Origin of the sequence: Streptomyces sp. SID11385 (genome assembly GCF_010548245.1) — a bacterium.
Taxonomy (GTDB): Bacteria; Actinomycetota; Actinomycetes; order Streptomycetales; family Streptomycetaceae; genus Streptomyces.
The window spans coordinates 1-14,362 of sequence record NZ_JAAGLR010000973.1 but is presented as its reverse complement, the minus strand read 5'-3'; the positions used below and the strand labels follow the sequence as shown (position 1 = coordinate 14,362).

General features: G+C 73.1%; 12 protein-coding genes. 8 read left to right on the top strand and 4 right to left on the bottom strand.

The window, feature by feature from the left end; genetic code table 11:
• The 4 genes from G3I42_RS29730 to G3I42_RS29715 all read left to right on the top strand — a co-directional run.
• Positions 1-933, top strand: a 933-nt coding sequence (locus G3I42_RS29730; RefSeq protein WP_164290846.1) for a DUF2786 domain-containing protein, incomplete at its 5' end; no start/stop codon positions are given.
• A gap of 78 nt (positions 934-1,011) precedes the next feature.
• Entirely contained in the window at positions 1,012-3,207 is a 2,196-nt protein-coding gene (locus tag G3I42_RS29725; protein WP_164290845.1) for an FUSC family protein, read from the top strand.
• A gap of 115 nt (positions 3,208-3,322) precedes the next feature.
• Entirely contained in the window at positions 3,323-3,487 is a 165-nt protein-coding gene (gene rpmG, locus G3I42_RS29720; RefSeq protein WP_164290844.1) for a 50S ribosomal protein L33, read from the top strand.
• A 250-nt stretch (positions 3,488-3,737) separates the two neighbouring features.
• Positions 3,738-3,986 (top strand): DUF397 domain-containing protein, encoded by a 249-nt coding sequence (locus G3I42_RS29715; protein ID WP_343244704.1) that lies wholly within the window; start codon positions 3,738-3,740, stop codon positions 3,984-3,986.
• Between the two features lie 162 nt (positions 3,987-4,148).
• Here the strand turns inward: G3I42_RS29715 and G3I42_RS29710 are convergent, their stop codons facing one another.
• Positions 4,149-4,610, bottom strand: coding sequence for an ATP-binding protein (locus G3I42_RS29710; protein ID WP_164290842.1), 462 nt, complete (start codon positions 4,608-4,610; stop codon positions 4,149-4,151).
• Positions 4,611-4,918: 308 nt separating this feature from the next.
• Between G3I42_RS29710 and G3I42_RS29705 the strand changes: the two genes are divergently transcribed.
• The 3 genes from G3I42_RS29705 (at position 4,919) to G3I42_RS29695 (ending at position 8,215) form a co-directional block, all read left to right on the top strand.
• Positions 4,919-5,809: a helix-turn-helix transcriptional regulator gene (locus tag G3I42_RS29705; RefSeq protein ID WP_164290841.1), complete on the top strand. Its 891-nt coding sequence runs from the start codon at positions 4,919-4,921 to the stop codon at positions 5,807-5,809.
• 266 nt (positions 5,810-6,075) lie between these two features.
• Positions 6,076-7,542, top strand: a complete 1,467-nt coding sequence (locus tag G3I42_RS29700) for an aldehyde dehydrogenase family protein (protein WP_164290840.1) — start codon at positions 6,076-6,078, stop codon at positions 7,540-7,542.
• Between the two features lie 121 nt (positions 7,543-7,663).
• Positions 7,664-8,215: a DinB family protein gene (locus G3I42_RS29695; RefSeq protein WP_164290839.1), complete on the top strand. Its 552-nt coding sequence runs from the start codon at positions 7,664-7,666 to the stop codon at positions 8,213-8,215.
• Positions 8,216-8,313: 98 nt separating this feature from the next.
• Here the strand turns inward: G3I42_RS29695 and G3I42_RS29690 are convergent, their stop codons facing one another.
• Entirely contained in the window at positions 8,314-9,726 is a 1,413-nt protein-coding gene (locus G3I42_RS29690; protein ID WP_164290838.1) for a glutamate decarboxylase, read from the bottom strand.
• 465 nt (positions 9,727-10,191) lie between these two features.
• Between G3I42_RS29690 and G3I42_RS29685 the strand changes: the two genes are divergently transcribed.
• Positions 10,192-11,547 (top strand): VTT domain-containing protein, encoded by a 1,356-nt coding sequence (locus tag G3I42_RS29685; protein ID WP_164290837.1) that lies wholly within the window; start codon positions 10,192-10,194, stop codon positions 11,545-11,547.
• 39 nt (positions 11,548-11,586) lie between these two features.
• Here the strand turns inward: G3I42_RS29685 and G3I42_RS29680 are convergent, their stop codons facing one another.
• Both G3I42_RS29680 and G3I42_RS29675 read right to left on the bottom strand, forming a co-directional pair.
• On the bottom strand, positions 11,587-13,302 hold the full coding sequence (locus tag G3I42_RS29680) for a threonine/serine exporter family protein (protein ID WP_164290836.1): 1,716 nt from the start codon (positions 13,300-13,302) through the stop codon (positions 11,587-11,589).
• Between the two features lie 189 nt (positions 13,303-13,491).
• Positions 13,492-13,983, bottom strand: coding sequence for an inorganic diphosphatase (locus G3I42_RS29675; RefSeq protein WP_031000939.1), 492 nt, complete (start codon positions 13,981-13,983; stop codon positions 13,492-13,494).
• Positions 13,984-14,362: the final 379 nt, after the last annotated feature.

Here is a 14,362-nt window from a genome sequence, read left to right as displayed (position 1 = left end):
TACGCCGCCCTCGCGCGCGAAGAGGCCCGCCGGTACGCGCGCCTCGCCCCCCGCTGGGAGGCGCAGCTCACCGACCTCGACACCGGGGACGCCGGGGACGGCCGGATACGCGCGGACCGTTTCAGCGCCGCCGCCGAGGCCGTCGAGCTCTTCCGCCTGCTCTTCGCCGTCCCCGCGATCGAGCCCGTCGGCCCGCCGCCCGGCGCCGTGCCGACCGCGCCCCTGCCCACCGACGACCGCGAGCTGACCCGCGTCCGCGCGCTGCTCGCCAAGGCCGAGGCGACCGCGTACCCCGCCGAGGCCGAGGCGCTCAGCGCGAAGGCGCAGGAACTCATGACCCGGCACCGCATCGACTCCGCGCGCCTCGCGGGCGTGCCCGCCGGGCCCGGCGACGGCGTCGCCGCCTGCCGCATCGGCGTCGAGCCGCCGTACGGCGAGGCGCAGGCGATCCTCCTCGACGCGGTCGCGCGCGCGAGCGGCTGCCGCGCGGTGTGGAACGAGGAGCACGGCTTCTCGACCGTCGTGGGCGACGCGGGGGACCTCGCGGCCGTCGAACTGCTGCACACCTCGCTCCTCGTGCAGGCGCAGGCCGCGCTCACGCGCGCGGAGGCGGAGACGAGGGCCGCGGGACGGCGGCGGACGAAGACGTTCCGGCAGTCGTTCCTGCTCGCGTACGCGGAGCACGTCGGCGCACGCCTTGAGGAGACGGCCGAGGCCACGGTGACGGAGTCGGCGGAGCCGGAGGTGCTGCCGGTCCTCGCGGCACGGGACGTCGCCGTGACGGAGGCGACGGAACGCATGTTCCCGCGGATGAAGGCCGCGCGGGTACGCGGAGTCAGCGACGAGGCGGGGTGGCGGCGCGGGCGGGAGGCGGCCTCTCTCGCGCGGCTCGGCGTGGTGCCCGGGGAGCTGCCCCCGGACCCCCGCTCCTGAAACGCCCCCGGCCCCCGGCCGGGGGCACCCCCGGGAGGGGCTGATCAACTGCGGGCCTTTTATCCGTATTGTGGCCCTGTGAGTTGGCTCAACGCCCTCGCCGAGACCTCGCGGTCCGGCCTCAAAGTCGAGCGCAAGCGCCTCGTGCCGCTCGTCGCGCTGCGCGGCGCCGCCGGGCTCGCGCTCGTCGTGCTGCTGAGCCTCAACCTCTTCGGGCCTGGCGTCGCCGCCTCCTCCGCCTTCGGCGCGTTCTCCGCCGCCGTCGCCACCTTCCAGCGTTCCTGGCGGCCCCGGCCGCTGCTCGCGCTCGCCTCCGGGTTCAGCCTCGCCGTCTCCACCTTCCTCGGCTACGTGTGCGTCATCCACCTGTGGCTCTTCGTGCCGCTCCTCATGCTGTGGGCCTTCGCCGCCGGGATGGCCTGGGCGGCCGGGCCCACCGCGGGGATCATCGCCGCCTCGAACGTCTCCATCGTCATGGTCACCGTGACCCTGCCCGGCTCCGTCGTCTCCGCGCTCGGGCACGCGGCGGTCATCGCGACCGGCGGGCTCGTGCAGGCCGCGCTCGTCTGGCTCGTACCGATCCGCCGCTGGGGCGCCCACCGCGACGCGCTCGCCGACGCGCTCGCCGCCGTCGCCGACTACGCGCGCAGGCTGCGCCAGGACCCCGTCGCCGACTTCGACCCCGAACCCCTCATGGAGGCCCGCAAGGCCGCCGTGCTCACCCCCGGGCAGGCCCGCCGCCGCCCCGTCGAACTGCGCGGCCCGCGCGGGGTCGCCGAACGCATCAGGCCCGTGCTCGCCTCGCTCGCCGACCCCGGCTTCGGGGTCCCCGCCGAGGGACCCGCGCGCGAGCGGGTGCGCGAGTTGCTGTACGCGGCGGGCACCGTGCTCGACGCGTGCGCCCGCGCCGTGCGGCGCGGGCAGCCCGTACGCGTACCGGCCGCGACGAAGGCCGTGCTGCGCACGCCCGACACCGAGGAACTGCTCTCCGGGCCCCCGCTGCGCGCCGCGCGCCGCCTGCTCGCCCTGCTCGACGACGTACGCGACACCGCCGACCCGAGCGGCGGGACCCGCTCGCGCGTCCCCGACGACGCGCGGGAGACCCCCTCCCACGGCATGCCCGCCGTGACCCGTACCCGCACCCGCGCGCCGCTCTCGGAGCAGGCCGCGGGCATCGCGCTCCTGCTCCGCCTCCAGCTGCGCCGCGACTCGCCGGTCTTCCGGCACGGCGTGCGCATCTCCGTCGTCGCGGGCGTCGGATACCTCCTCGGCTCCCTGCTGCCGCTCGGGCACCCGTACTGGGCGCCGCTCACCTCCGTCATGGTCATGCGCCCCGACTTCTCGCAGACCTACGCGCGCGCGGCCGGGCGCTTCACCGGGACCCTCCTCGGCGTGACCCTCGCGAGCCTCGTCGTGCGCCTCGCGCACCCCGGCACGGAACTCCTCGCCTGGCTCGCCGTGCTGTGCGGCGGGCTCATGTACCTGCTCATGCGCACGGGGTACGTCGTCGCGCAGTTCTGCGTCTCGATGTACGTCGTCTTCCTGCTCGGCATGGCCGGCACCGACCTCGAACAGACCACGCTGGAGCGGATCGGGCTCACCCTCGTCGGCGGGCTCCTCGCGATGCTCGCGTACGCCCTGTACCCGGCCTGGGAGGCGCCGCGCCTGCGCGGCAGGCTCGCCACCGCCCTGCTCGCGCACACCGCCTACGCCGCCGCCGTCTTCCGCGCCTACGCCAACCCCTCCGAGGACCGCAGCGCCCAGGTGCGCAAGGACCTCCTCGACGCGCGCGACAGCCGCGCCGAGTGGCAGGAGGCCGTCGAGAAGGCGCGCGACGAGCCGGTGCGGCAACGGGGCCTCTCGCGCGGGGCCGCCGACGACGCGGACGAGGCGCTCGCGCAGATCGCGCGGGTCGCGATGCTCATGGAGGCCCACCTGCCCGGCCGCGGCGCCCCGCCCGTACCCCCCGCGGACCGGCTCGCGCAGGCGCTCGACGCCGCGAGCACCCGGGCCGCCCGCGACCTGCGCGACCGCTCCGCGCCGCGCTGGGACGCGGTGCGCGCAGCGCTCGGGAACTGGGACGCCGAGGGGCCAGGGGAGCAGGCGCCCGACCGGGTCGCGCGGAAGGGGGCGGGGATGCTCGTCGAGGCGCTGGAGGGTTTCTCCGCCGCGCTCGCGCCGCCGAAGCCGCCGCGGGAGGGGCGGGAGCGGGAGAAGACGGTGCGGGTGCCGTCCATGGAGGAAGAGGAGGCGCGGCGGCCGAGGACGGGGTGAGGCGCGGCGGGTGGCACGCCTGCGGGGGCGACGCGTGGCGAGACGGGAGGCGCGGCGTGAGGCGGCTCACGCCCGCGCTTGTTGAAAATCATTTTCAAATGCGTACACTGGACGCATGGCTCACAACGAACTCCGCCCCCTCGTCAAGCTCCGCTCCACGGCGGGTACCGGCTACACCTACGTGACCCGCAAGAACCGCCGCAACGACCCCGACCGGATGGTCCTGCGCAAGTTCGACCCGGCCGCCGGACGGCACGTCGACTTCCGCGAGGAGCGCTGATCCCTCGCGCCCGGCACCCTGCGTAGGCACTCTACGCAGAGTGATGTGCGCCACGTCTCCCCGAGCCGGCCCCCTTGCGGGGCCGGCTTTCGCGTGTTCAGGAGGGGAATCGCCGCCTCCCGGGAAGCCTGTAGTCAGGGGAACACCCCACGTGCACGTGCATCTGCTCATGCATCAGCACGTGAACGCGGCTATGATCACGCGCAGTTGACCGATGCACCATTGGCCACAGCACTACCGGGAGCAACCAGTGCACCAGGCGTACAACGGCATGGCGGCAACCGAACTCCAGAAGGTTCACCGGGTCGTCTGGCAGAAGAGCCGGCACAGCAATTCCCAGGGCACCTGCGTGGAGTTCGCCAAACTCCCGGGCGGCGACGTCGCTGTGCGCAACTCCCGCCACCCCGAGGGCCCGGCGCTCGTCTACACGCGCGCCGAGATCGAGGCGATGCTCCTCGGAGTGAAGGACGGGGAATTCGACCACCTCGTCACGGGCTGAGGGCTGCTTTCACCCCGCGTGACCGCCGCGAGGCGGTCCGTCGCGTCCCGTACGCGGGCCCGCGTACGAAAAGACGTACACGAAAAGAGCGGTGTCCGCGTCCGGCGGCACCGCTCGTCGTCATGGGCTCTCGTCCTCATCGGCCGGGCCCGGCCCCCGCGCTCACACCCGGAAGAGCGCCCACACCATCTTCCCGTGCGGCGTCCCGGCGAGCGGGTGCCAGCCCCAGCTCTCGCTGAAGGAGTCCACGAGGAAGAGGCCGCGTCCGCACTCCGCGCCGAAGTCCTCCGCGCGCGCGACCGGGCTCGCGTCGCTCGGGTCGCGGACCGCGCACATCAGGCGGCCCGCCCAGCGCATGAGGTGGAGGCGGACCGGGCTCTCGTCCTGGGTCTCCTCGGGCGCGGGCTGGGGCAGGGCGTGGCGCAGGGCGTTGGTGACGAGTTCGGAGACGACGAGGGCGATGTCGTCGGCGAGTTCGGCCAGTTCCCAGCGGTCCAGCGTCGACCGGGCGAACTGCCGTGCCTCGCGCACGCCTTCGAGGCGGGTGCTCAAGGCGCAGGAGGCGGCGTCGCTGACGGTCGCGGGGTCGAGCGGTGGTAGCCCTTGCCTCTGCGGGTCGAGCATGGTCGATCCATTCGTCCCCATGCGAGGCACTCCCGGAATTCGCGATGGCTGCGCGGCGGTGCGCCCCCATCGTGGCGGAACGCACACAGCGGATGCAAGGGCAGATGCACGTGCACGCGCCGGAATTGCCGTCACACCTACCACTTCACCCCCATTTATTCCGGCCAACTCGCGGCAACTCTTCCCGGCACATGACACAAGCTTTCCGTTTCCGTAACCGAACGAGTACGGCACGGAGCCTTTTAGTGGCAGACTGCGGGGCTTGGAGGCAACGCCCTTGACGTCCTATGGAGGGGAGGCTGGGTGTCGTGACCGCAGGGGACTGGGGGCAACCCCAGGCCGAGGGGGCAGGCGGAGGCTCGGTCGTACGGCGCATCCTGCTCGGCTCGCAGCTGCGGCGGCTGCGCGAGTCGCGCGGGATCACTCGCGAAGGCGCCGGCTACGCGATCAGGGCCTCGGAATCGAAGATCAGCCGCATGGAGTTGGGACGGGTGAGCTTCAAGGCGCGGGACGTGGAGGATCTGCTCACGCTCTACGGCGTGCACGACGCGGCGGAGCGCGGTCAGCTGCTCGGCCTCGCGAAGGAGGCGAACATCGCGGGCTGGTGGCACAGTTACTCGGACGTCCTGCCGAGCTGGTTCCCCACGTACGTGGGCCTGGAGGGCGCCGCCTCGGTGATCCGGGTCTACGAGGTGCAGTTCGTGCACGGTCTGCTCCAGACCGAGGCGTACGCGCAGGCCGTCGTGACCAAGGGGATGCCGGACGGGGACCCCTCCGAGATCGAGCGGCGCGTCGCGCTGCGCCTGGAACGCCAGAAGGTCCTCGTCGCCGAGCGCGCCCCGCGCTTCCACGCGGTGCTCGACGAGGCCGCGCTGCGCCGCCCGTACGGTGACAGGGGCGTCATGCGCGAGCAGTTGGAGCACCTCATCGAGATGTCGCAGCACGAGAACGTGACGCTCCAGGTGATGCCGTTCAGCTTCGGCGGGCACTCGGGCGAGAGCGGCGCCTTCTCCCTGCTCGGCTTCCCCGAGTCGGACCTGTCCGACCTCGTCTACCTCGAACAGCTCACGAGCGCGCTCTACCTCGACAAACCCGAGGAAGTCGCCCTCTACGGAAGCACGTTCGACCGGCTGAGCGCGGACTGCCCGGGCCCGGAGGAGAGCCGCGACCTGCTGCGGGGGCTGCTCCAGCTGATGTGAGGCGGCGGGGGCCGGGCCCGGCCCCGTACGGACGGGGGTGGACCCCGTACGGGCGACGGTGGATCGCGGTCGGACGCGCGTGCGTTCCGTGCCGGGGCGGGCGGGTTCCGTACGGGCGTCGGCGCCCCGTTCCCGCGGCACGGCGTCCCCCGCTCGGCCCAGTCCCTGCCCCCGCCGGGCCGCGCGCGCGTACCATGCACGCCAACGGGGAGTCGCGAAAGGGTCATTGGACCCTGGCGGCACGCGCAACCGGCAAGGAATGGACCATGTCGTTCTTCACCGACCTGTCCCACCAGTACATCGACGGCGAATGGCGCGTCGGCCGGGGTTCCTGGGACGTCATCGACTTCAACCCGTACAACGGCGAGAAGCTCGCCGCCGTCACCGCGGCGACCGGCGTCGAGGTCGACGAGGCGTACCGGGCGGCGGCGCGGGCGCAGCCCGGCTGGGCCGCCGCGGGACCGCACGCGCGCCGCGAGGTCCTGGAACGGGCCCGGACCGCGCTCGTCGGTCTACGCGAGGAGACCGCCGAGGCGATGATCGCCGAACTCGGCGCGACACGCGCGAAGGCGTACTACGAGATCGACCTCGCCGCCGAGTTCCTGCGGCACGCCGCCGGGGTCGCCGTGATGCCCGACGGGGAACTCCTGCCCGCGCTCACGCCGGGCAAGGAGAACCGCGTCTACCGCGAGCCCGCCGGGGTCGTCACCGTCATCAGCCCCTTCAACTACCCGCTGCTCGTGACGCTCAAGTCCGTCGCGCCCGCGCTCGCGCTCGGCAACGCGGTCCTCGTCAAGCCCAACCAGAACACCCCGATCGTCGGCGGCGGCCTCATCGCCCGCGTCTTCGAACTGGCGGGGCTGCCCGCGGGGGTGCTCAACGTCCTCGTGACCGACATCGCCGAGATCGGCGACGACCTCATCGAGCACCCCGTCCCGAAGGTCATCTCCTTCTCCGGCTCGGACCGCATCGGCCGCCACGTCGCCGCCGTCGCCGCGCGCGCCCTCAAGCGCACGGTCCTCCAGCTCTCCGGCAACGGCGCCTTCGTCGCACTCGGCGACCTGACCGGCGCGGCCCTCGACCAGGCCGTCGACGCGGCCGTCTTCAGCCGGTACGTGTACCAGGGCCAGGTGTGCATGGCCGCCAACCGCATCCTCGTGGACCGCGCGCTCGAACCCGAGTTCAGCGCCCGCTTCACCGCGCGCGTGGCCGCGCTGCGCACCGGCGACCCCGCCGACCCGGCGACGCAACTCGGGCCCGTCATCGACTCGTTCCACGCCGAGGCGCTCACGGCGCTCGTCGACGAGGCGCTGAGCGAGGGCGCGACGCCGCTCCTGCACGGCCGCACCGTGGGCAACCTCGTCGAGCCCACGATCCTCACCGGGCTCTCGCCGCACTCGCCGCTGCTGCGCCAGGAGATCTTCGGGCCCGTCGCGCTCCTCGTCCCCTTCGACGGCGACGAGGAGGGACTGCGGCTCACCAACGACACGCCGTACGGGCTCAGCAGCGCGGTCCACACCGCGGACGCCGAGCGCGGGGTCGCCTTCGCGCGCCGCGTCGAGGCCGGGATGATCCACGTCAACGGCACGACGATGGAGGACGACCCGATGGCGGCCTTCGGCGGCGTCAAGCGCTCCGGAATCGGCCGGCTCAACGGGCAGGCCTCGATCGACGCGTTCACGACGCAGCGGTGGATCTCGGTGCAACACGGGCCCGTGACCTACGAGTTGTGAGCGGGCGGGGCTTCTCGCGGGTGCGGGAGCGGGGGGCGGTGGGTGGCGGACCGTCCCTGTCCGCGATCGCCCCTACCTTCCTCGTACCGGCCCAACGGGGCCACCGGAGAAGGAGAATCCCATGGTCAAGCACGTCGGTCCCGAGCTTCCCGGCGACGAGACGGGCGCGCTGCTCGCCTTCCTCGACGAGCAGCGCGGCGCCCTCCGCCGCGCCACGCTCGGGCTCACCGAGGAGCAGGCGCGGCAGCGGCCCTGCGCGAGCGCGCTGAGCCTCGGCGGGCTCCTCAAGCACACCGCCGAGACCGAACAGGGCTGGCTCGCCCGCGCCCGGGGCATCGCCCCCGACACCGAGCGCACCCCGGAGAACTGGCACGAGAGCCACGTCCTGCTCGACGGCGAGACCCTGGAGGGCACCCGCGCCTACGCCGAGAAGGTCGCGCACGAGACCGAGGAGTGGATCAGGTCGCGCCCGAGCCTCGACGAGACCTTCCCGCTCCCCGAGGCCCCCTGGTTCCCCGACGCCGAGGCCGTCTCGCTGCGCTGGCTCCTCCTCCACCTCGTCCGCGAGACCGCCCGCCACGCGGGCCACGCCGACATCCTGCGCGAACAGCTCGACGGCGAGACGGCGTTCGCGCTGGTGGAGCGGGAGGAAGGGGAGCGGGGCGAGGGCTGAGGAAGCGCGGGGCACGGGGCCGGCGGCCGGGACGGGGCGACCATCCGCCTCCGGCACCCGGCCCGGTGCCCGCCCGCCCCGTGCCCGCCCCGCCCCCCTCAGTGGTGGAACGCCGTCGCCCGCTCCCTGCTGTGGGTCACCGGGTGGGGCTGGGAGCGGAGTTGGGGGAGCAGGGTCGTCAAGTCACCGAGCAGCAGGTCCGACAGGTCGGACGAGAAGCCGTTGCGGCAGACGATGCGCAGGACGAAGAGGTCTTCGCGGTTCTTCGGGAAGGTGTAGGCCGGGACGAGCCAGCCGCGTTCGCGCAGGCGCCGGGAGACGTCGAAGACGTCGTAGGCGGTGACGTCGGACGTCGTCGTGAAGGCCAGGACCGGGAGCGCGTCGCCCCGCGTCAGCATCCTGAAGTCGCCCAGCGCCTCGATGCGTTCGGCGAGCCCCCGCGCCACGTCCCTGCTCGACTGCTGCACCGCCCGGTACCCCTCGAAGCCGAGGCGCAGGAACGTGTAGTACTGCGCGACGACTTGCGCCCCCGGCCGGGAGAAGTTCAGCGCGAAAGTGGGCAGTTCGCCGCCCAGGTAGTTGACGCGGAAGACTAGCTCCTCCGGCAGCGCCTCCTTGTCCCGCCACAGCGCCCAGCCCACGCCCGGGTACACGAGCCCGTACTTGTGCCCCGAGGTGTTGATCGACGCGACGCGCGGCAGCCGGAAGTCCCACACGAGGTCCGGGTCGAGGAACGGCGCGATCATCCCGCCCGAGGCCCCGTCCACGTGCACGGGGATGTCGAGCCCGGTCCGCTCCTGGAGCGCGTCGAGCGCCGCGCACAGCTCCGCGACCGGCTCGTACGACCCGTCGAAGGTCGAGCCGAGGATGCCGACGACGCCGATGGTGTTCTCGTCGCACAGCTCCACCGCCGCCTCCGGCGAGAGGTGGTACCGCTCGCCCTCCATCGGCACCTGCCGCGCCTCCACCTCCCAGAAGTCGCAGAACTTCTCCCAGCACACCTGCACGTTGATCCCCATGACGAGGTTCGGCCGCGCGCTGCCCGGATAACGGCCGGGGTTCCGCTTCATCCAGCGCCGCTTGAGCGCCATCCCCGCGAGCATGCACGCCTCGCTCGACCCCGTCGTCGAACACCCCACCGCGTCCCGCGCGTCCGGGGCGTGCCACAGGTCGGCGAGCATCGCGACGCAACGCCGCTCCAGCTCCGCCGTCCTCGGGTACTCGTCCTTGTCGATCATGTTCTTGTCGAGGCACTCGCTCATGAGCACCCCCGCCTGCGGCTCCATCCACGTCGTGACGAACGTGGCGAGATTGAGCCGCGCGTTCCCGTCCAGCATCAGCTCGTCGTGCACGAGCTGGTACGCCGGGTGCGGGGCCATCGGCTCGCGCGGCAGCCGGTGCCGGGGCGGGGCCTCGCGCATCCCGTCGAGCGGGTCGGCCTCGCCGAAGAAGGGGTTCACGGCGAGCGGCTTGTCCCGCTCCTCCGGGTCCTCGGGCGGGTGGTGCAGCATGGCGCTCCCTCGGGGTGCGGGCCCGGCGGTACGGGGCCTGGTGTCGCGGGCAGCGTAGGCGGAGAACGTATGAAAACGGGGCAATTACGTACGCGACCGGCTCGGTGCCGCGCAGGCGCGTCGGCGGGTCCGCGGGTGGGCGGGAGGGAGGTTCACGGGGCGTGGGGTGCGGTGCTCGTCGTGACGCCCGGCACATTCGCGGGGGCGCCGGAACCGTCCCGGCGCCCCCGCACGTCGGCCGGGGCAGCCGCTCCGCCGCCCGGCGGCTCCTGTCCGTGCTTCGCGGGCCCGCGAAAGAGGGCGTCCCGGCGGGACCGGCCGCGCGGGGGCGGGAACGCGGGTGGGGCGGGCCTCGTTGGTAGCTTTGCTACCGCATGACTTTCCCCAGCGGCGGAACGATCCCCGCCACCTCTCCGCCGAACGGTCGTCCCCCCGCCGGCCAGGACCCCCAGGAGCCCGAACGTCGTGAACTCGCTTGCTCTCGGACCGAGCTGGCTCGATCCCAACACCATGCTCGACAACTTCGGCGTCTGGGGACTCGCACTCATCGTCTTCGCCGAGTCGGGGCTGCTCATCGGCTTCTTCCTGCCCGGCGACTCGCTGCTCTTCACGTGCGGCCTGCTCATCACGAGCAACCAGCTCGACTTCCCGCTCGCCGGGGCCATCGCGATCATCTGCGTCGCGGCGATCCTCGGTGACCAGGCCGGATACCTCTTCGGCAAGAAGGTCGGGCCCTCGCTCTTCAACCGGCCCGACTCGAAGATCTTCAAACAGGAGAACGTGCAGAAGGCGCACGAGTTCTTCGAGAAGTACGGCGCGAAGTCACTCGTCCTCGCCCGCTTCGTGCCCGTCATCCGCACCTTCACGCCGATCATCGCGGGCGTCAGCGGCATGGCCTACCGCTCCTTCGTCACCTTCAACGTCATCGGCGGCGTCCTGTGGGGCGCGGGCGTGACGCTGCTCGGCTCGTGGCTCGGGAAGATCGACTTCGTCAAGGAGAACATCGAGTTCATCCTCGTCGCGATCGTCCTCGTCTCGGTCGTACCGATCGCGATCGAGTACCTGCGGGCGCGCGGCAAGAGCGGCAAGAACTCCTCCTCCGGCTCCACGCCTCCCGCCGGGCGCGCCGAGGACCCCGCCCGCCGCGACGACGAGGGCCCGCAGGACCCGGGCGGCTCCCCGCAGTCCGCGTGGAACAGCGCCCCCTACGCCGACGGCTCCCCGTACGGCCAGCAGCCCTCCGCCCCGTACGGCGGCACCCCCTACGGCACCTCGCAGACCCCCGGCGGCCACGCCCCCCAGCAGCCCCCGGCCGGTCCGCAGCCCTACGGCGGCGAGACCTACGGCGGCCAGCAGGGCGCCTACGGCCAGGCCCCCTACCCGTCCCCGCAAGCGCCCCGGTCCCCGCAGCCGCCCCAGTCCCCGCGTCCCTACGGGCAGCAGCAGTACCCGCCCGCGTACGACGCCGGGCAGCAGAACGGGCAGGACGGCGGCTACGGCCAGCAGGCCCCGGCCCCGTACGACAACAACGGCGGGCAGAACCCGTACGGCAACGGTCAGCAGGCCCCCTACACCGGTCAGTCCCAGGCGTACGGCGGTCAGCCCCAGGGGTACGGCGGTCAGCCGCAGCCGTACGGGCAGCAGCAGCCCCAGCAGCCCCAGCAGCCGTACGCCCAGCAGCCCGCGCCGCAGCGGCCGGACGGCGGCTACCAGGAGCCCGACGCGACCCAGCCCTTCCCCGCCTACGAGCAGGAGCAGGCTTACGGCCGGCAGCCGCGGCAGGGCGGCTACGGCTACCCGGACGAGGAGCCGCGCCGCTGAGCGGTCCCGCGCGGCGGGGGCACGGGCCCGGGGCGGGCGTCAGAAGCCCCGGGTCCGTTTCGCTCCCTTGCGGGTGATCGTGCCGGGCACGCGCAGGAAGAGCCGCGAGATCTCCGAGCCCAGGTTCACGCCGATCGCGATCGCGAGCGCCGTCGCGACCGCGCGCGAGAGCGAGAGCAGGCCGTCGTCCAGCTCGTTCTGCGCGATGCCGAGCAGCCCGTAGTACGTCGCGGAACCGGGCAGGAGCGGCCCGATCGCGGCCGTCACGTACGGCAGCGACGAGGCGAACTGGTAGCGCGAGAGCAACTGCCCGAACAGGCCGACGAGCCCGGCGGCGACCGCCGTCGCCGCGACGGGCGAGATCTTGCCCGTGAAGTGCATCGAGCCGTAGATGAGCCAGGCGACGCCGCCGTTGAGCGCGACGGGGACGACCGTCGAGCGCTCCTGCTGGAGCAGCACCGCGAAGGCGAGGGACAGCGCGACCGAGGCGAGGAGCTGCGCGACCGGCCTGTTCACGGCGTTCACGGTCACGTCCGGGTCGAGACTGGCGTGCAGCTGGACGCCCGCGTACAGCACGACGAGCACCCCGATGACGATCCCGACGAAGAAGTACAGGACCTCCAGGAGCCGCGCCGCCGCGGTGATGTAGTAGCCGGTCAGGCCGTCCTGCACCCCGGCGACGAGCGCCCGCCCCGGCAGCAGCGCGAAGAGGCCACCGGTGATGACGGCCGAGGCCCGCAGGTCCGAGTGGGCGAGGTTGAGGGTGACGCCGATCGCGGCGGGCGGCGTCGCGGCGACGAGGAACTGGTAGAACTCCGGCAGCCCGCGCCCGGCCGCGAGCCACGCGAGCCGGTCGCCGAGCATCGCGCCGATCGCCGCGCAGAAGAAGACCGCGACACCACCGCCGACGAGCACCGACGCGCTCCCGGCGAGCAGCCCGTTCGCCCCCGTGAGCGCCCACCCCGGGTACGGGTGCCTGTTGCGCCGTATCACCGCAAGCCGCCGGTACGCCTCTTCGAGGGAGACGTCCGTGCCCGGCGAGGTGAGGTCGTCGACGAGCTGGAAGACGGCGGACAGCCGCGTGTAGTCGGTGCCGCGCCGCCGCACGGTGCGCGCGGCGGTCACCGGGTCCTCGACGAGGCTCGGCTGGTAGCTGATGTTGAGAAGCGTGAAGGTGACGTTCGGTTCGACGCGGTCGAGCCCGTACGAGCGCGAGACGGCGAACATCGCGGCCTCGACGTCCTCGGCGCCCTCGCCGCCCGCGAGCAGCAGCTCGCCGATACGCAGCGTCAGGTCGAGCACGCGCGGGACGGCCGGGCCCTCCTCGGCGTCGTGCTTCTGCGCCGACTCGGGGGTCGGGCGCTCGGCGACCGGCATGCGCAGCATCGTGCGCATCCGGTCCTGCCACGGCGCCTCCTTCGTCAGGCGCAGGATCGGGACGCCCTCGGCGGGCGTGAAGGCGGGCGGCGCGTGGTGGGCGTCGTAGGTGTGGGGGAGGGAGAAGGCGGAGGTGGTGGTCGCGGCGGTGTCGGTCTCGGGGGGCTCGGGCGGCACGAAGCCCTCGGGGAGCGCGAACTCGGAGGTGACCTGCGAGTCGTCCTCGGCCTTCGGCTCGGTTTTCGGCGCGGCGGACGCGACGCCGGAGGGCGGCGAGAACGCGCTGCGGGCCTCGTCGGACTGCGGCTTCGCGGAGCCCTCGTCCGGCTCCGGGCCGTCCGCCGCCGCGTCACGGCCCCGGTCCTCCGCCTCGCTCACCTGTCGCCACGCTCCTCGCTCCGCTGATCCGCATCCGCCCCCCGGCTTCGGCTCACCCACTGCACAGCACCGTAAACGCCGTGGCGCCGCGCGGCCCGGCGAGCCCGCGGGGGGCCGCACGGGGGCACGGCACGGCGAAGGGGCCGTACGGAAACCCGTACGGCCCCTCGGCACCGGCCCGCCAGGGGCTCAGTGACCGCCCTGCTCCTTGAGCCGCTTGCGGCTCGCCTCGATCTCGGCCTCGGCCTCGGCGCGGCCGACCCAGTCGGCGCCCTGGACCTCCTTGCCGGGCTCCAGGTCCTTGTAGGACTCGAAGAAGTGCTTGATCTCGTCGCGCAGGAACGGCGAGACGTCCTCGATGTCCTGGAGGTGCGCGAAACGCGGGTCACCGGCCGGGACGCACAGCAGCTTGTCGTCGCCGCCCGCCTCGTCGGTCATCTTGAACATGCCGATCGTGCGCGCCTCGACGAGGACGCCCGGGAAGAGCGGCTCGTCCAGGATGACGAGCGCGTCGAGCGGGTCGCCGTCCTCGCCGAGGGTGTCCTCCACGAAGCCGTAGTCCGTCGGGTACGCCATCGACGTGTACAGGCGGCGGTCCAGGCGCACCCGACCGGTCTCGTGGTCCACCTCGTACTTGTTGCGCGAACCCTTCGGGATCTCGATCGTGACGTCGAACTCCACCGCTGGCTCCTCCATGTCGGTACGTGTCCGAACGTGGCCGTGCCACGTCCGTTCCTGAGCTGTTCGTGACTGCGTCCGACCGGGGGACCCCGCCCGGCTCCGGTCCCGGGGAGGTACCCGTACGGACCGGGGCGCCGTGCTCGCGGTAAGGCGCAGTGGTTAAGTGTCCCTCACTCCGCTCAGTGATCGTGAAAGGGGCTGGTCCGCCGTGCCCGAGCCGAAGCCGCTCGCCCGCCTCCGGCCCCGAGCCCCGCTCACGAGCCTGCGGCTGACGGTCGCCGCCACCGTCGCCGGACTCCTGATAGCCGGCGGCACGGCGGCCCTCGCGGGCCCGTACGACTCCTCCGGACAGCGCGTCGCCGAGGCCCGCCGCGCCGCC

Bases quoted from the DNA above. Each gene is read 5' to 3' on its own strand.
- rpmG (WP_164290844.1), top strand. From the start codon at position 3,323: ATGGCTCACAACGAACTCCGCCCCCTCGTCAAGCTCCGCTCCACGGCG.
- G3I42_RS29690 (WP_164290838.1), bottom strand. From the start codon at position 9,726: ATGCTGCACCACCCGCCCGAGGACCCGGAGGAGCGGGACAAGCCGCTC.
- G3I42_RS29695 (WP_164290839.1), top strand. From the start codon at position 7,664: ATGGTCAAGCACGTCGGTCCCGAGCTTCCCGGCGACGAGACGGGCGCG.
- G3I42_RS29710 (WP_164290842.1), bottom strand. From the start codon at position 4,610: ATGCTCGACCCGCAGAGGCAAGGGCTACCACCGCTCGACCCCGCGACC.
- G3I42_RS29700 (WP_164290840.1), top strand. From the start codon at position 6,076: ATGTCGTTCTTCACCGACCTGTCCCACCAGTACATCGACGGCGAATGG.